The 15993-nt window shown below is 62.0% G+C and carries 27 protein-coding genes; all 27 read left to right on the forward strand.

Annotation, left to right across the window (positions count from 1 at the left end; all coding sequences use genetic code 11):
* Positions 1–21 precede the first annotated feature (21 nt).
* Positions 22–2151, forward strand: coding sequence for an elongation factor G (fusA, locus tag L2Y96_RS05620; RefSeq protein WP_247333700.1), 2130 nt, complete (start codon positions 22–24; stop codon positions 2149–2151).
* A 49-nt stretch (positions 2152–2200) separates the two neighbouring features.
* Positions 2201–3391 (forward strand): elongation factor Tu, encoded by a 1191-nt coding sequence (gene tuf / locus L2Y96_RS05625; RefSeq protein WP_247333702.1) that lies wholly within the window; start codon positions 2201–2203, stop codon positions 3389–3391.
* Positions 3392–3842: 451 nt separating this feature from the next.
* Entirely contained in the window at positions 3843–4154 is a 312-nt protein-coding gene (rpsJ, locus tag L2Y96_RS05630) for a 30S ribosomal protein S10 (RefSeq protein ID WP_014402136.1), read from the forward strand.
* Between the two features lie 20 nt (positions 4155–4174).
* A complete protein-coding gene (rplC, locus tag L2Y96_RS05635) occupies positions 4175–4816 on the forward strand; it encodes a 50S ribosomal protein L3 (RefSeq protein WP_247333703.1) in 642 nt (213 codons plus the stop codon).
* A gap of 11 nt (positions 4817–4827) precedes the next feature.
* The gene (rplD, locus tag L2Y96_RS05640) at positions 4828–5430 is read left to right on the forward strand and encodes a 50S ribosomal protein L4 (protein ID WP_247333705.1); all 603 of its coding nucleotides are present in this window, start codon (positions 4828–4830) and stop codon (positions 5428–5430) included.
* The gene (gene rplW / locus L2Y96_RS05645; protein WP_247333706.1) at positions 5427–5720 is read left to right on the forward strand and encodes a 50S ribosomal protein L23; all 294 of its coding nucleotides are present in this window, start codon (positions 5427–5429) and stop codon (positions 5718–5720) included. The genes rplD and rplW overlap by 4 nt, the downstream gene beginning before the upstream one ends.
* An 18-nt stretch (positions 5721–5738) precedes the next feature.
* A complete protein-coding gene (gene rplB, locus L2Y96_RS05650; protein ID WP_247333715.1) occupies positions 5739–6560 on the forward strand; it encodes a 50S ribosomal protein L2 in 822 nt (273 codons plus the stop codon).
* A 13-nt stretch (positions 6561–6573) separates the two neighbouring features.
* A complete protein-coding gene (gene rpsS, locus L2Y96_RS05655; protein WP_029213892.1) occupies positions 6574–6846 on the forward strand; it encodes a 30S ribosomal protein S19 in 273 nt (90 codons plus the stop codon).
* Positions 6846–7181, forward strand: a complete 336-nt coding sequence (gene rplV / locus L2Y96_RS05660; protein ID WP_045831128.1) for a 50S ribosomal protein L22 — start codon at positions 6846–6848, stop codon at positions 7179–7181. Before rpsS ends, rplV begins: the two co-directional genes overlap by 1 nt.
* A 15-nt stretch (positions 7182–7196) precedes the next feature.
* Positions 7197–7934, forward strand: a complete 738-nt coding sequence (gene rpsC, locus L2Y96_RS05665; RefSeq protein WP_247333717.1) for a 30S ribosomal protein S3 — start codon at positions 7197–7199, stop codon at positions 7932–7934.
* Between the two features lie 11 nt (positions 7935–7945).
* On the forward strand, positions 7946–8359 hold the full coding sequence (gene rplP, locus L2Y96_RS05670) for a 50S ribosomal protein L16 (protein ID WP_247333719.1): 414 nt from the start codon (positions 7946–7948) through the stop codon (positions 8357–8359).
* Positions 8359–8544 (forward strand): 50S ribosomal protein L29, encoded by a 186-nt coding sequence (rpmC, locus tag L2Y96_RS05675; RefSeq protein ID WP_247333721.1) that lies wholly within the window; start codon positions 8359–8361, stop codon positions 8542–8544. Before rplP ends, rpmC begins: the two co-directional genes overlap by 1 nt.
* 12 nt (positions 8545–8556) lie before the next feature.
* Positions 8557–8817 carry a 30S ribosomal protein S17 gene (rpsQ, locus tag L2Y96_RS05680; protein ID WP_247333723.1) on the forward strand — a complete coding sequence of 87 codons (261 nt, stop codon included), beginning with the start codon at positions 8557–8559 and terminating at the stop codon, positions 8815–8817.
* 11 nt (positions 8818–8828) lie between these two features.
* Entirely contained in the window at positions 8829–9197 is a 369-nt protein-coding gene (rplN, locus tag L2Y96_RS05685) for a 50S ribosomal protein L14 (RefSeq protein ID WP_029213886.1), read from the forward strand.
* Positions 9198–9210: 13 nt separating this feature from the next.
* Positions 9211–9522: a 50S ribosomal protein L24 gene (gene rplX / locus L2Y96_RS05690; protein ID WP_247333725.1), complete on the forward strand. Its 312-nt coding sequence runs from the start codon at positions 9211–9213 to the stop codon at positions 9520–9522.
* 12 nt (positions 9523–9534) lie between these two features.
* A complete protein-coding gene (gene rplE, locus L2Y96_RS05695) occupies positions 9535–10074 on the forward strand; it encodes a 50S ribosomal protein L5 (RefSeq protein ID WP_247333727.1) in 540 nt (179 codons plus the stop codon).
* Between the two features lie 14 nt (positions 10075–10088).
* Positions 10089–10394, forward strand: coding sequence for a 30S ribosomal protein S14 (rpsN, locus tag L2Y96_RS05700; RefSeq protein ID WP_045831135.1), 306 nt, complete (start codon positions 10089–10091; stop codon positions 10392–10394).
* Between the two features lie 175 nt (positions 10395–10569).
* A complete protein-coding gene (gene rpsH / locus L2Y96_RS05705) occupies positions 10570–10965 on the forward strand; it encodes a 30S ribosomal protein S8 (RefSeq protein ID WP_247333729.1) in 396 nt (131 codons plus the stop codon).
* Between the two features lie 11 nt (positions 10966–10976).
* Positions 10977–11504, forward strand: coding sequence for a 50S ribosomal protein L6 (gene rplF, locus L2Y96_RS05710; protein WP_247333730.1), 528 nt, complete (start codon positions 10977–10979; stop codon positions 11502–11504).
* 30 nt (positions 11505–11534) lie between these two features.
* Positions 11535–11885 (forward strand): 50S ribosomal protein L18, encoded by a 351-nt coding sequence (rplR, locus tag L2Y96_RS05715; protein WP_247333731.1) that lies wholly within the window; start codon positions 11535–11537, stop codon positions 11883–11885.
* A gap of 124 nt (positions 11886–12009) precedes the next feature.
* Entirely contained in the window at positions 12010–12519 is a 510-nt protein-coding gene (gene rpsE, locus L2Y96_RS05720; RefSeq protein ID WP_247333732.1) for a 30S ribosomal protein S5, read from the forward strand.
* Positions 12512–12709, forward strand: coding sequence for a 50S ribosomal protein L30 (gene rpmD, locus L2Y96_RS05725; RefSeq protein WP_045831139.1), 198 nt, complete (start codon positions 12512–12514; stop codon positions 12707–12709). Before rpsE ends, rpmD begins: the two co-directional genes overlap by 8 nt.
* Positions 12709–13146 carry a 50S ribosomal protein L15 gene (rplO, locus tag L2Y96_RS05730; RefSeq protein ID WP_247336927.1) on the forward strand — a complete coding sequence of 146 codons (438 nt, stop codon included), beginning with the start codon at positions 12709–12711 and terminating at the stop codon, positions 13144–13146. The genes rpmD and rplO overlap by 1 nt, the downstream gene beginning before the upstream one ends.
* Positions 13147–13150: 4 nt before the next feature.
* Positions 13151–14470 (forward strand): preprotein translocase subunit SecY, encoded by a 1320-nt coding sequence (gene secY / locus L2Y96_RS05735; RefSeq protein WP_247333733.1) that lies wholly within the window; start codon positions 13151–13153, stop codon positions 14468–14470.
* 127 nt (positions 14471–14597) lie between these two features.
* Entirely contained in the window at positions 14598–14954 is a 357-nt protein-coding gene (rpsM, locus tag L2Y96_RS05740; RefSeq protein WP_144916975.1) for a 30S ribosomal protein S13, read from the forward strand.
* Positions 14955–14966: 12 nt separating this feature from the next.
* Entirely contained in the window at positions 14967–15353 is a 387-nt protein-coding gene (gene rpsK, locus L2Y96_RS05745) for a 30S ribosomal protein S11 (RefSeq protein WP_007513384.1), read from the forward strand.
* A gap of 11 nt (positions 15354–15364) precedes the next feature.
* Positions 15365–15991, forward strand: a complete 627-nt coding sequence (gene rpsD / locus L2Y96_RS05750; RefSeq protein WP_029213873.1) for a 30S ribosomal protein S4 — start codon at positions 15365–15367, stop codon at positions 15989–15991.
* The last annotated feature ends 2 nt before the right edge of the window (positions 15992–15993 follow it).

Here is a 15993-nt window from a genome sequence, read left to right on the forward strand (position 1 = left end):
TCAAAGATCTGAGGAAAGACCGTGGCACGCACCACTCCCATCGAGCGCTACCGCAACTTCGGCATCATGGCTCACATCGATGCCGGCAAGACCACCACGACGGAGCGCATCCTGTTCTACACCGGTGTCAGTCATAAGATTGGCGAGGTGCACGACGGCGCTGCGACGATGGACTGGATGGAGCAGGAGCAGGAACGCGGCATCACCATCACTTCCGCCGCCACCACGGCGTTCTGGAAGGGCATGGACCGTTCGCTGCCCGAGCACCGTTTCAACATCATCGACACCCCGGGACACGTTGACTTCACCATCGAAGTGGAGCGTTCGCTCCGCGTGCTCGATGGCGCGGTGTTCGTTCTCTGCGCGGTGGGTGGTGTGCAGCCGCAGTCGGAAACCGTGTGGCGCCAGGCCAACCGTTACAAGGTGCCGCGCCTTGCGTTCGTCAACAAGATGGACCGCACGGGCGCCAACTTCTACAAGGTCGTTGAGCAGCTCAAGGCTCGCCTTGGCGCCAACCCCATCGAGATGCAGGTCCCGATCGGTGCCGAAGATAACTTCGAAGGCGTCGTCGATCTGCTCAAGATGAAGGCGATCATCTGGGACATGGAATCCCAGGGCATGAAGTTCGAGTACCAGGACATCCCGGCGAACCTCGTCGAGAAGGCCGAGTCGGCCCGTACCGCCATGATCGAAGCCGCGGCTGAAGCCTCGGAAGAGATGATGGACAAGTACCTGGGCGGCGAAGAGCTGACCGAGGCGGAGATCATCGAAGGCCTGCGCCTGCGCACGCTCAAGAGCGAGATCATCCCGGTGTTCTGCGGCACGGCGTTCAAGAACAAGGGCGTCCAGGCGATGCTCGACGCGGTTGTCAACCTGCTCCCGTCGCCCATCGACCGTCCGCCGGTCGAAGGTGTGAACGAAGACGAGCAGCCGGATACCCGTCCGGCCAAGGACGACGCGCCGTTCTCCGCCCTCGCGTTCAAGATCATGACCGACCCGTTCGTCGGCGCGCTGACGTTCTTCCGTGTCTATTCGGGCACGCTGAATGCCGGCGACCAGGTGTACAACCCGGTCAAGTCGAAGAAGGAGCGCATCGGCCGCATCCTGCAGATGCACGCCAATGAGCGTCACGAGCTGAAGGAAGTCCGCGCTGGCGATATCGCCGCTGCGGTCGGCCTGAAGGACGTCACGACCGGTGACACGCTCTGCGCCCAGGATCACATCATCACCCTCGAGCGCATGTCGTTCCCGGAGCCGGTGATCTCGATGGCGGTGGAGCCGAAGACCAAGTCGGATCAGGAAAAGATGGGTATCGCCCTCGGCCGTCTGGCTGCGGAAGATCCGTCGTTCCGTGTCCGTACGGACGAAGAGTCGGGCCAGACGATCATCTCGGGCATGGGCGAGCTTCACCTGGATATCCTGGTGGACCGCATGCGCCGCGAGTTCAACGTCGAAGCCAACGTCGGCAAGCCGCAGGTGGCTTACCGCGAAACGATCCAGGCTTCGGACGTCAAGTCGGACTACAAGCACGCCAAGCAGTCGGGTGGTAAGGGTCAGTACGGTCACGTCGTGATCGAGCTGTCGCCGATCTCGGATGCCGATCGTGCGGATGAGAAGCTGTCGGCCGGTATCAAGGACGACTTCCTCTTCATCAATGACATCACGGGCGGCGTCATTCCGAAGGAATTCATCCCGTCGGTTGAAAAGGGTCTTCGCGAGACGATCACGGCCGGTCCGCTGGCAGGCTTCCCGGTCGTCAACGTCAAGGTCAAGCTCGTCTTCGGTTCGTACCATGACGTCGACTCGTCCGAAATGGCGTTCAAGCTCGCCGCTTCGATGGCGTTCAAGCAGGGCTTCGCCAAGGCGCAGCCGGTGCTGCTCGAGCCGATCATGAAGGTCGAAGTCGTGACGCCGGAAGACTATGTCGGTGACGTGATGGGCGATATCTCGCGTCGTCGCGGCATGCTGACCGGCCAGGAAGAAACGCCGTCGGGCAAGACCGTCAACGCGATGATTCCGCTGGGTGAAATGTTCGGCTACGCCACCTCGCTGCGCTCGCAGACGCAGGGCCGCGCCACGTTCACCATGGAATTCGACCACTATGAGCCGGCGCCGAAGAACATCGCCGACGAGGTCATGAAGAAGTCCTAAGGGACTTCTTCATTCCACCCCATTCAACGATCTTTAGAGGTTCCAAGTCATGGCAAAGGGTAAGTTTGAGCGTAACAAGCCGCACGTCAACGTGGGCACCATCGGCCACGTCGACCACGGCAAGACCACGCTGACCGCTGCGCTGACCAAGGTCGGTGCAGAGCGCTTCGGTGGTGAATTCAAGGATTACGGCGCGATCGACGCCGCTCCGGAAGAGAAGGCTCGTGGTATCACGATCTCGACCGCTCACGTGGAATACGAATCGGCCACGCGTCACTACGCGCACGTCGATTGCCCGGGCCATGCTGACTACGTCAAGAACATGATCACCGGTGCCGCCCAGATGGACGGCGCGATCCTCGTCTGCTCGGCCGCTGACGGCCCGATGCCGCAGACCCGCGAGCACATCCTGCTCTCGCGTCAGGTCGGCGTGCCGTACATCCTGGTCTTCCTGAACAAGGCCGACATGGTCGACGACGCCGAGCTCATGGAGCTCGTCGAGATGGAAGTCCGCGAACTGCTCTCGAAGTACGACTTCCCGGGCGACGACACCCCGATCATCAAGGGTTCGGCTCGTCTGGCTCTCGAAGGCGACCAGTCGGAAATCGGCGTCCCGGCCATCATCAACCTGGTTGATGCCCTGGATACCTGGATCCCGACCCCGGAACGCGACATCGACAAGACCTTCCTGATGCCGGTGGAAGACGTGTTCTCGATCTCGGGCCGCGGTACCGTCGTGACCGGTCGTATCGAGCGTGGCGTCATCAAGGTCGGCGAAGAAATCGAAGTCGTCGGCATCCGCGACACCCAGAAGACCACGGTCACGGGCGTCGAAATGTTCCGCAAGCTGCTCGACCAGGGTCAGGCTGGTGATAACGCCGGTCTCCTGCTCCGCGGCCTGAAGCGCGACGACGTGCAGCGCGGCCAGGTGCTGGCCAAGACCGGCACGATCAAGCCGCACACCGAGTTCGAAGCCGAGGTGTACGTGCTGTCGAAGGATGAGGGTGGCCGTCATACCCCGTTCTTCAACAACTACCGTCCGCAGTTCTACTTCCGCACCACCGACGTCACCGGCGCGATCAAGCTGCCGGAAGGCGTGGAAATGGTGATGCCGGGCGATAACGTGAAGATGTCGGTCACGCTGATCCACCCGATCGCCATGGACGCCGGCCTGCGCTTCGCTATTCGCGAAGGTGGCCGTACCGTCGGCGCCGGCGTGGTCTCGACGATCACCAAGTAAGCCGCAGCCCCGCCAGGGGTAGCGAAAAGGGCGGGGGCGAAAGCCTCCGCCTTTTTTTTGGTTATTTTTTAGCCAGAGGGCTTCCAATCCGCTGACGGGCTGGCTATACTCGTCGGGCTATATCCCCTGAGCGCCTTCATGGTGCCGGGACCACGCGAAATGAGGTGCACGGAAAGCGCTTCGAGTTCGCAGGCAGGGAAGCCGGATGGGATGCCACATGGGCCACAGGGCGCAAGCTCTGTTGACCTGATGTTATGTGCATTCTATACTTTTCTGTCTCGGCAGGCCGTTTCTGCGGTCTGCCGTGGCTTTTCGGGTCGTTCAGGGCGCTCTTTGGCGTTCCCGGGCGGCCCGTTGCGACACCTGTAGTACGTAATACCTGGGTTGTGCGGGGTGGCGAGAAGCTACTCCGAATCACAAGAACGTTCTTTCGAAAATAGGACACGGTTTTATGGCGAACCAAAAGATTCGCATTCGGCTCAAGGCGTTCGATCATCGTCTGATCGACCGTTCGGCCAGCGAGATCGTCGAGACGGCCAAGCGCACTGGCGCCACGGTCCTCGGCCCGATCCCCCTGCCGACCAAGATTGAGCGCTACACCATCCTGGTGTCGCCGCACGTCGACAAAGATGCCCGCGACCAGTACGAGACCCGTACTCACAAGCGCGTTCTCGACATCGTCGATCCGAATGACAAGACCGTGGACGCGCTCATGAAGCTCGATCTTGCTGCCGGCGTCGACGTGCAGATCAAGCTGGGCTGAGCGGATAAAAGGATACGAAGATGAGTATCGGACTGGTTGGCCGCAAGTGCGGCATGAGCCGGCTCTTCACTGAAGATGGCCGCTCGATTCCGGTGACGCTGATTGAAGCGACCCCGAATCGCGTGACCCAGGTGAAGACCACCGAAGTGGATGGCTACAGCGCCATTCAGGTCACTGCCGGCGCCAAGCGCGCCTCGCTGCTGACGAACCCCGCCAAGGGTCACTACGCCAAGGCCAAGGTTGAGCCGGGCCGTGGCCTGTGGGAATTCCGCCTTAACGCGGAAGACGCTGGCAAGTACGAAGTTGGCGCCGAGCTGACCGCTGAAGCCGTGTTCACCGTCGGTCAGACGGTTGACGTCGCCGGCGTGTCGAAGGGCAAGGGCTTCCAGGGCACCATCAAGCGTCACCACTTCAAGATGGGCGACGCTACCCACGGTAACTCGCTGTCGCATCGTGCCCCGGGCTCGATCGGCCAGCGCCAGACGCCGGGCCGCGTGTTTCCTGGTAAGAAGATGTCGGGCCACATGGGCGCGGTCAACCGCACCGTGCAGGGTCTCGAAGTGGTCAAGGTCGACGCCGAACGTCATCTCATCGCGGTCAAGGGCGCTGTCCCTGGCGCGCCGGGTGGCGACGTCGTGATCCGTCCGACGACCAAGGGTTGAGGAGAGACGCCATGGAACTGAATGTTATTGGCGCCAAGTCGCTCACCGTCTCGGACGAAGTGTTCGGCGGCGAGTACAAGAAGGCCCTCGTGCACCAGGTCGTCACTGCCTACCAGGCTGGCGGTCGTGCAGGCACCAAGGCGCAGCTGTCGCGCGGTGAACTGTCCGGTACCACGAAGAAGTTCAAGAAGCAGAAGGGCGGTGGCGCTCGCCACGGCGATTACCGTGCACCGATCTTCGTCGGTGGTGGTCGCACGTTCGCAGCCAAGCCGCGCAGCTTCGAGCAGAAGGTCAACCGCAAGGCTTACCGCGTTGCGATTCGTTCGATCGTCGCCGAGCTGGTCCGTCAGGACCGCCTGAAGATCGTCAACGAACTGTCCATCGAGAAGGCAAGCACCAAGGCGATGATCGCCAAGCTCGCTGAGCTCGAAGTCAAGGGTCGTGTCCTGCTGGTGTCGGAAGACGCCACCGAGGCGCTGTACCTGTCCGCTCGCAATATTCCGTACATCCACGTCGTCGACGTCCTGGCCCTGAACCCGGTCAGCCTCGTCGGTAGCGACTTCGTCGTCATGACGGTGGACGCGGTCAAGAAGGTCGAGGAGTGGCTCGCATGAGCACCGAACGTACGCTCAACACGCTGCGCGCACCGCACATCTCTGAGAAGGCCGCCCGCCTCGCTGAGCACAACCAGTATGTGTTCATCGTTGCACCCGAGGCCACCAAGGCTGATGTCGCGACCGCGGTCGAGGAGCTCTTCGACGTCAAGGTCGTGGACGTGAACCTCGTGAATACCAAGGGCAAGGTCAAGTCGTTCCGCTTCCGCACTGGCAACCGCCAGGGCAAGCGCAAGGCTTATGTCCGCCTCGCCGATGGCCACACGATCGACGTGTCGGCCAAGGCCTGAGCCAGGAGTTGAATTGAGATGGCACTGATCACTCACAAGCCGACCTCCCCGGGCCGCCGCGACGCAGTCAGCGTGCGGACCGAAGGTCTGCACAAGGGCGCGCCGTACGCCGCCCTGACCGAATCGCAGTCGAAGACCGGCGGTCGCAACCATTTTGGTCGCATCACCACCCGTCATCGCGGCGGCGGTCACAAGCAGGCTTACCGCATCATCGATTTCAAGCGTGACAAGGAAGGCATCGCCGCCGTTGTCGAGCGCCTGGAATACGACCCGAACCGCACCGCGCACATCGCGCTGCTGTGCTACGCCGACGGCGAGCGCCGCTACATCATCGCGCCGAAGGGCGTGGCGGTGGGCGACCGTCTCGTGTCGGGTTCCGACTCCCCGATCAAGGCCGGCAACTGCCTGCCGCTGCGTTCGATCCCGGTCGGTTCCACGATCCACTGCATCGAAATGAAGCCGGGCAAGGGTGCGCAGATCGCGCGTTCGGCCGGCGCTTCGGTCCAGCTGGTCGCTCGCGAGCAGGGTTACGCCACGCTGCGTCTTCGCTCCGGCGAAATGCGCCGCGTCCCGGTTGAATGCCGCGCCACCATCGGTGAAGTCGGCAACTCGGAGCACTCCCTGCGCAAGCTCGGCAAGGCCGGTGCTAAGCGTTGGAAGGGCATCCGTCCGACCGTCCGCGGCGTTGTCATGAACCCGGTCGACCATCCGCACGGCGGTGGTGAAGGCCGTACCTCCGGCGGCCGTCATCCGGTCAGCCCGTGGGGCACGCCGACCAAGGGTTACAAGACGCGCAACAACAAGCGCACCCAGCAGTTCATCGTGCGTCGTCGCAAGTAATTAGGAAACGATCATGCCGCGCTCTCTAAAGAAAGGTCCGTTCGTTGACCTGCACCTCGTAAAGAAGGTGGAAGCCGCCGTTTCCGCCAATAACAAGCGTCCGATCAAGACCTGGTCGCGTCGCTCGATGATCCTGCCGGAGATGGTCGGTCTGACCATCGCCATCCACAACGGCCGCCAGCACGTGCCGGTGCTTATCAACGAGAACATGGTCGGGCACAAGCTCGGCGAGTTCGCGGTGACCCGCACCTACAAGGGCCACGCCGGCGATAAGAAGGGCAAGTGATGAGCACTGAAGCCAAAGCGATCCTGCGTGGCGCCCGCATCTCGGCGCAGAAGGCACGCCTGGTGGCAGACCTGGTCCGCGGCATGCCCGTCGGCCGGGCGAGCGACACGCTTGCTTACACCAACAAGAAGGCCGCGCACCTTGTCCGCAAGGTGCTGCTGTCCGCCGTCGCCAACGCCGAGAACAATCTCGGTGCTGACGTCGACGAACTGAAGGTCACCCGCATTTTCGTCGACGAAGGTCAGGCGATGAAGCGTATGTACGCCCGCGCCAAAGGCCGCGGTTCGCGCATCCTGAAGCGCACCAGCCACATCACTGTGGTTGTTGGTAACTGACTGGGGTAAGAGACGATGGGTCATAAAGTTCATCCCACCGGTATCCGCCTCGGCATTGCCAAGGACTGGAACTCGAAGTGGTACGCCAACAAGGGTGAGTACGCCCAGTACCTCGCTGCTGACCTCAAGGTCCGCGAGATGCTGCGCAAGAAGCTCGCCGCCGCCGGTATCTCGAAGATCCAGATCGAGCGTCCGGCCAAGACCGCCCGCGTGACGATCTACACCGCCCGTCCGGGCGTCGTGATCGGCAAGAAGGGCGAGGACATCGAGAAGCTTCGTAAGGAAGTCACCGACATGATGGGCGTCCCGACGCACATCAACGTCAGCGAAGTCCGCAAGCCGGAACTCGACGCCCAGCTCGTTGCCGAGTCGATCGCGCAGCAGCTCGAGCGCCGCATCATGTTCCGTCGCGCGATGAAGCGCTCGGTTGGTAACGCCATGCGCCTCGGCGCCCTGGGCATCAAGATCAACGTCTCCGGCCGTCTGAACGGCGCCGAGATCGCGCGCTCCGAGTGGGCTCGTGAAGGTCGCGTGCCGCTCCACACCCTCCGCGCTGACATCGACTACGGCACCGCCGAAGCGAAGACCCAGTACGGCATCATCGGTGTGAAGGTGTGGGTCTACAAGGGCGAGATCTTCGACCTGGCGGCCGCTACGGCCGAGGCGTCGAAGGAAGATCAGCAGCCGCAGCAGTCGTCGCGTCGCGATGGTGGTGAAAACCGCCGTGAGCGTGGCGAGCGCTCTGCCAAGTAAGGAGCGTTGCCATGTTGCAACCAAAGCGTACCAAGTTCCGCAAGATGTTTAAGGGCCGCAACGATGGCCTGGCGTTTACCTCGAACGTCGTGAGCTTCGGCGAATACGGCCTCAAGGCGACGACGCACGGTCAGCTGACCGCGCGCCAGATCGAAGCAGCCCGTCGTTGCATCACCCGCTTCGTCAAGCGCGGTGGCAAGCTGTGGATCCGCGTGTTCCCGGACAAGCCGATCACCCGCAAGCCCATCGAAGTTCGAATGGGTGCCGGTAAGGGTGGCGTCGAGTTCTGGGTCGCCGAGATCCAGCCGGGCCGCATGCTTTATGAAATCGAAGGTGTCGACGAAGCGACCGCACGTGAGGCCATGCGCCTTGCCGCTGCCAAGCTCTCGGTCCAGACGCAGTTCGTGTCCAGGGCGGTGATGTAATGGCTATCAAAGAAATCAAAAGTAAGTCGGCGGAAGAGCTGAATCAGCATCTGCTGGACCTTCGCAAGGAGCAGTTCAATCTGCGCATGCAGAAGGGCTCCGGCCAGCTCACCCAGCCGCACCAGCTGCGCCGCGTTCGGCGCGACATCGCCCGCACGAAGTTCGTGCTCGGCGAGAAGAAGTAAGGGACGGCTGATATGAGCGATAACACGAAAGCAGCGCGTACCCTTGTCGGTCGCGTCATTAGCAACAAGATGGACAGCACCGTGACGGTTCTGATCGAGCGCCAGGTGCAGCATCCGCTGCTCGGCAAGATCATTCGCCGTTCCACCAAGCTCCACGCACACGATGAAACGGGTGCGAACGAGGGCGACGTGGTCCGCATCGCGGAGTGCCGTCCGCTGTCGAAGACCAAGCATCACCGCGTGGTCGAAATCGTCACGCGCGCTGAAGTCTAAGGAGAGCTGCCATGATCCAAGTACAGAGCATGCTTTCCGCGGCTGATAACAGCGGTGCGAAGGAAATGATGTGCATCAAGGTGCTGGGCGGCTCGAAGCGCCGTTACGCCAGCGTCGGTGATGTCATCAAGGTGACCATCAAGGACGCCATTCCTCGCGGCAAGGTCAAGAAGGGTGAGGTCTACAACGCCGTGGTGGTTCGTACCGCCAAGGGTGTGCGTCGCCCCGATGGCTCGGTGATCCGTTTCGACGGTAACGCGGCCGTCATCCTCAACAACAAGCTCGAGCCGATCGGTACCCGTATCTTCGGGCCGGTTACCCGCGAGCTGCGCAGCGAGAAGTTCATGAAGATCGTCTCGCTCGCGCCTGAAGTGCTCTGAGCGGAGGCCAGACATGAACCGTATCCGCAAGGGTGACCACGTCGTCGTGCTCACCGGCAAGAACAAGGGCCAGCGCGGTGACGTGCTCCGCGTTGATGGCGACCGCGTGGTCGTCGCCAACGTGAACCTCGTCAAGCGTCACACCAAGCCGAACCCCCAGGCCAACCAGCCTGGCGGTATCGTCGAGCGTGAGGCCTCGATCCACATTTCCAATGTCCAGCTCTTCAACGCCGCCGCGAACAAGGGCGAGCGCGTGGGCACCAAGACGCTCGAGGACGGACGCAAGGTGCGCGTGTTCGTCTCTGGCGAAGTTGTCGACGCGTAAGGAATCGAAGTCATGACCCGTCTTGAAACGTTTTACAAAGAGTCGGTAATGAAGAAGCTCACTGAGCGCTTCGGTTACCAGAATGTCATGCAGGTCCCGCGCATCACGAAGATCACGCTCAACATGGGCGTCGGCGAAGCCGCCGGTAACAAGAAGATCCTCGAGAATGCCGTGGCCGACATGGCCAAGATCGCCGGCCAGAAGCCGGTCACCACGAAGGCTCGCGTCTCCGTCGCATCGTTCAAGATCCGCGACGGCTGGCCGATCGGTTGCAAGGTCACCCTGCGCCGTGCCCAGATGTGGGAGTTCCTGGATCGCCTGATCAACGTCTCGCTGCCGCGTACCCGCGACTTCCGTGGCGTGTCGGGCCGTGCATTTGATGGCCGTGGTAACTACAACTTCGGCATCAAGGAACAGATCATCTTCCCGGAAATCGACTTCGACCAGGTCGACGCGCTGCGCGGTATGGATATCTCCATCACCACCACTGCGAAGTCCGACGAAGAAGCCAAGGCACTGCTGGAAGCTTTCAGCTTCCCGTTCCGCAACTGATTACCAGGTAGATCATGGCCAAGACCTCGATGATTGAGCGCGATGCAAAGCGCTCCAAGCTCGTCAAGAAGTACGCCGCCAAGCGCGCCGAACTGAAGGCGATCGTGCTGAGCGCCACCGCCTCGTATGACGAGAAGATGGAAGCCCAGACCAAGCTGCAGAAGCTGCCGCGTGACGCTTCGCCGTCGCGTCAGCGCAACCGCTGCGCACTGACCGGTCGCCCGCGCGGCGTCTACAGCAAGTTCGGCCTCGGCCGCAACAAGCTGCGCGAAGCCACCATGCGTGGCGACGTGCCGGGCCTGCGCAAGGCTAGCTGGTAATTCCTGGTCCCCACCCCCTGGGGTGGGGCAGGGCACGGGTTGGGCAAAAGTTGCCCAACCCGCGACAGCCTGATATAGTCGTTGGTCTGCGCAATGCAGACCGACGTCTTGTCGGCTTTACAACTTAAAGATCTCCGGTAATTCGGATATCGGTGCACTCTCAAGGGTTTTTTCTATGAGCATGACTGATCCCATCGCCGATCTGTTTACGCGCATCCGCAATAGCCAGGCCACTGGCAAGTCGGTTGTCCGTATGCCGTCGTCGAAGATGAAGCTGGCCCTCGCCCAGCTCCTGCAGAACGAAGGCTATGTCCTCGATGCGCGCGTTGCCGATGAAAACGGCAAGCCGATCCTCGAGATCAAGCTGAAGTATTTCGAAGGCCGTCCGGCTATCGAAACCATTTCCCGTGTCAGCCGTTCGGGCCTCCGCGTTTACCGCGGCAAGGACGAGCTGCCGAAGGTCCTCGGTGGCCTGGGTATCTCGATCATCTCCACCTCCGCCGGTCTCCTGACCGACGCACAGGCCCGTGCTAAGGGTCTGGGTGGCGAAGTCATCGGCCAGGTGGCGTAAGGAGTCCCGATATGTCACGTGTAGCCAAGAAGCCCATCACCCTCCCGAAGGGCGTCGAAATCTCGATCGCCAACGGCACTGTCTCCGTCAAGGGCCCGAAGGGCACCCTGACCACCCATGTTCTGCCGGGCGTTTCGTTCTCGCAGGAAAATGGTGTGGCCACGGTCGTCCTCGCCGAAGGCGCTGACGACAAGTTCGGCGGCACCGCCCGCGCGATCGTCGCCAACATGGTCAACGGCGTCACCAACGGCTTCGAAAAGAAGCTCGAACTGGTCGGCGTTGGTTACCGCGCGCAGCTTCAGGGCAAGGCCGTAAACCTTTCCCTCGGCTTCTCGCACCCGGTCGTGTACGAAGCGCCGGAAGGCATCACCATCGAAGTCCCGACGCAGACGGAAATCCTGGTCAAGGGTGCCGACAAGCAGCTCGTGGGCGAAGTGGCCGCCAAGATCCGCGCTTACCGTTCGCCGGAGCCCTACAAGGGCAAGGGCGTCCGTTACGCGGGCGAGACGATCATCCTGAAGGAAGCCAAGAAGGCCTAATCGGCCTATCCGCTTCCTGGAGACGAGACGATGAACAAGAACGAATCCCGCCTGCGCCGCGCCAAGTCGACCCGCGCCCACATCCGTGAGCTCGCAGTCGCCCGCCTGAGCGTGCACCGCACCGGTCAGCACATTTACGCCCAGGTCTTCGCACCGAACGGCACCGTCGTGGCAGCTGCCTCGACCGTGCAGAAGTCGGTGGCCGATGGCCTCAAGAGCAAGAAGAACGTCGAAGCCGCCACCACGGTGGGTCGCATCGTTGCCGAGCGCGCCAAGGCCGCCGGTATCGAAGCTGTCGCGTTCGATCGCTCGGGTTTCCGTTACCACGGTCGCATCAAGGCTCTCGCCGATGCGGCTCGTGAGGCCGGCCTCAAGTTCTAAGAGGCGTCAGGCCACGCCATCGGCCCTCCGGGGCCGGTGGCGCCCGATGTACTTACAACTCCAAGCGGCGACCAAGCCGTAAACAGAAGTCCCGGCTATACATACCGGGCTATCAGGAAAAGAGATGTCCTCGACAGATCGCGAAAATTCGGACGGCATGCTTGAAAAGCTTATCGCCGTCAACCGCGTGGCCAAGACCGTCAAGGGTGGCCGCCAGATGAGCTTCACCGCGCTGACGGTTGTCGGCGATGGCGAAGGCCGCGTCGGTTTTGGTTATGGCAAGGCGCGTGAAGTGCCGGTCGCCATTTCCAAGGCCATGGAACGCGCTCGCCGCAACATGGTGACCATCGAACTGAACAACGGCACGCTGTGGTACGCCATCAAGGCCAACCACGGTGCGGCTCGCGTCTACATGCAGCCTGCCTCGCAGGGTACCGGCGTCATCGCCGGCGGCGCCATGCGCGCTGTCCTCGAAGTGGTCGGCGTGAAGGACGTGCTTGCCAAGGCCGTCGGCTCGCGCAACCCGATCAACCTCGTCCGCGCGACGATCAAGGGTCTGCAGGCCGTCGCCTCGCCGAAGCGCATCGCCGCCAAGCGTGGCAAGACGATCGAAGAGGTGCTGGGCAATGGCTAAGAACAACGAAACCGCTGGCACTGTCCGCGTGCGCCTGGTCAAGGGCCTGCGTGGTGTGCAGGGTCGTCATCGTCTGAGCGTGAAGGCCCTCGGCCTCAACAAGCTCAACGATGTGCGTGAACTGAAGGATTCCCCGCAGGTCCGTGGCCTTATCAACACGGTCTACTACCTGGTCCGGGTCGAGGAGTAATCAAGATGCGTCTTAACGACATTCGCCCCGGCAAGGGCGCACGCAAGACCCGCACCCGCGTCGCTCGCGGTATCGGTTCCGGCCTCGGCAAGACCGCCGGCCGCGGCCACAAGGGTCAGCACGCACGCGCTGGTAACACCCACCGCGTCGGTTTCGAAGGCGGCCAGATGCCGCTGCAGCGCCGCCTGCCGAAGGTCGGTTTCCGCTCGCTCAAGAAGGCGGACACCGAGCAGGTCATGCTGTACCAGCTGGCTGTGATCGAAGCCGACACGATCGATCCGATCGCTCTGCACGCCGCCGGTCTCGTGACCAGCCGCGCCAAGAAGATCAAGATCGTGCTGAAGGGCGAGATCAACCGCGCCGTGAAGCTCCAGGGTGTGCTCGTGACGGCCGGTGCCAAGGCTGCCATCGAAGCCGCCGGCGGCAGCGTGGAGTAATCCAGTGGCTGGAGCGCAGGGCAATTCGCTCGGCTCGCTGGGCAAACTGACGGAACTGCGTCAGCGCATCTTTTTCCTTATTGGTGCGCTGATCGTCTTCCGCCTCGGTTCGTTCATTCCCGTTCCGGGCGTGAACCCTGAGGCGATGACGAGCCTGGTTGAGGGCGGCGGCGGCCTGCTGAACATGGTCAACATGTTCTCGGGTGGTTCGCTGTCCCGCTTCTCGGTCTTCGCACTGGGCGTGGTGCCTTACATTTCGGCGTCGATCGTGATCCAGATGATGGGTTCGGTCATTCCGTCGCTGATGGCACTGCGCAAGGAAGGCGAGTCTGGTCGCCGGAAGATGACCACGTATACCCGTTTCGGTACGGTAGGCCTCGCTGCCTTCCAGGCCTTCGGTATCGCGATCAACCTCCAGGGCCAGACCGGTGCCCACGGTCCGGTGGTGTATATGCCGGGCGCTGGCTTCGTCATGGCATCGGTGGTCGGCCTCACGGCTGGCACGATGTTCCTGATGTGGCTGGGTGAGCAGATCACGGAGCGCGGCATCGGCAACGGCATCTCGATGCTGATCTTCGCCGGTATCGTGGCTGGCCTGCCGGCAGCGGTAGTCCACACGCTCTCGATGACCAGCAACGGTCAGCTCGGTCCGCTGAAGCTGATGATGGTCGTCGTGGTGATCCTGGGTGTCACGGCTTTCGTGGTGTTCATGGAGCGCGCCCAGCGGCGCATCACCGTGAACTACGCGAAGCAGGGCAACCAGCGCCAGTTCCAGCGCCAGACCTCGCACCTTCCGCTCAAGATCAACATGGCGGGCGTCATTCCGCCGATCTTTGCGAGTAGCCTGCTGTTGTTCCCGGCTACTGCGGCAAACATGTTCGGTTCGTCCCACCCCATGCGTTGGCTCCAGTGGCTTACCACTGCGCTGACCCCGGGTGAGCCGGTCTACGACATCGTTTTCGCGGTCCTGGTCATCGGCTTCGCCTTCTTCTATACGGCGATCGTGTTCAACTCGCAGGAAACGGCCGATAACCTCAAGCGTTCGGGTGCACTGATTCCGGGTATCCGCCCGGGTCGTGGTACGGCGGATTACATCGATGGCGTCATGACCCGGCTCACCGGTGTTGGCGCGCTCTACATCGTGTTGGTCTGCCTGGTGCCGTCGTTCATGCAGAGCGCCTGGCAAGTCCCGTTCTATTTCGGCGGCACTTCGCTGCTGATCGTGGTGGTGGTGGTGATGGACTTTACGGCTCAGGTCCAGGCCCATCTTGTGAGCCACCAGTACGAGAGTCTGCTTAAAAAGTCCAATCTCCGCCGCGGCTGAGATTGGGCTGGAAGTCCCCGAGTAGGGGAGGCCGCGGCGCCACGGCGCCGCAGGACTTCCCGTTTAGGTTCAATAAGGTTAGAATTGCGCGTTTACCGCGCTCGAAGCACATTGGAGACAGTACATCATGGCGCGCATCGCGGGTGTCAATTTGCCGGTCCAGAAGCATGTCTGGGTTGGCCTGCAGAGCATTTACGGAATCGGCCGTTCGCGGGCGAAGAAGGTCTGTGTTGATGCTGGCGTGGTTCCGACCACCCAGATCAAGTCGTTGAGCGAAGGCGAGGTCGAGAAGATCCGCGCCGAAATCGCCAAGTACACGGTCGAAGGCGATCTCCGCCGTGAGATCGGCATGGCGGTCAAGCGCCTGATGGACCTTGGTTGCTACCGTGGCCTCCGCCACCGTCGCGGCCTGCCGGTGCGCGGCCAGCGCACGCGTACCAACGCACGTACCCGTAAGGGTCCGCGTCGTCCGATCAAGAAGTAACGGATACCGATTATGGCTAAGCCGGTTAAGACCAAGAAGAAGATCAAGCGCGTTGTCACGGATGCCGTGGCCCACGTGCAGGCTTCCTTCAACAACACCATCGTCACGATCACCGATCGCCAGGGCAATGCCCTGTCGTGGGCGACTGCAGGCGGCGCGGGTTTCCGCGGCTCCCGTAAGTCCACCCCGTTCGCAGCGCAGGTTGCCGCCGAAAAGGCTGGCCGCGCCGCTGGCGACTACGGTGTGAAGACCGTGGAAGTTCGCATCAAGGGCCCCGGCCCGGGCCGTGAGTCGGCCGTGCGTTCCCTGAATGCGTTGGGCTACAAGGTGCTCAACATTATTGACGTCACGCCGATTCCGCATAACGGCTGCCGTCCCCCCAAGAAGCGTCGCGTCTAAGGAGCATACCCATGGCCCGTTATCGTGGAGCTACCTGCAAACTTGCGCGTCGTGAAGGTGCCGACCTCGGTCTGAAGAGCCCGGCCCGCGCGCTTGATTCCAAGTGCAAGCTCGAAAACAAGCCCGGTCAGCATGGCGCTAACAAGCGCGCCCGTCTGTCCGACTACGCTGTTCAGCTTCGTGAGAAGCAGAAGGTCAAGCGCATCTACGGTGTGCTTGAGCGTCAGTTCAGCAACTACTACACCAAGGCTTCGACCCAGAAGGGCAACACGGGTGAAAACCTGCTTCGCCTCCTGGAAAGCCGTCTCGACAACGTCGTCTATCGCATGGGTTTTGCGGTCACCCGCGCCCAGGCCCGCCAGCTCGTCGCCCATAAGTCGGTGACGGTCAACGGCAAGAAGGTCAACGTTCCCTCGTACCACGTCCGTCCGGGCGACGAGGTTTCGCTGACCGAGAAGGCCCGCACGCAGCTGCGTGTGCAGGAAGCGGCGACGATCTACGACACGATGGATCTCCGTCCGTCGTGGGTCGAGGTCGACAGCAAGAAGTTCGCAGGTACCTTCAAGGCCGTTCCGGATCGTGGTGATCTGCCGGCCGATATCAACGAAGCCCTGATCGTCGAGCTTTACTCGAAGTAATC

This window comes from Luteibacter aegosomaticola (genome assembly GCF_023078475.1).
GTDB classification, from domain to species: domain Bacteria; phylum Pseudomonadota; class Gammaproteobacteria; order Xanthomonadales; family Rhodanobacteraceae; genus Luteibacter; species Luteibacter aegosomaticola.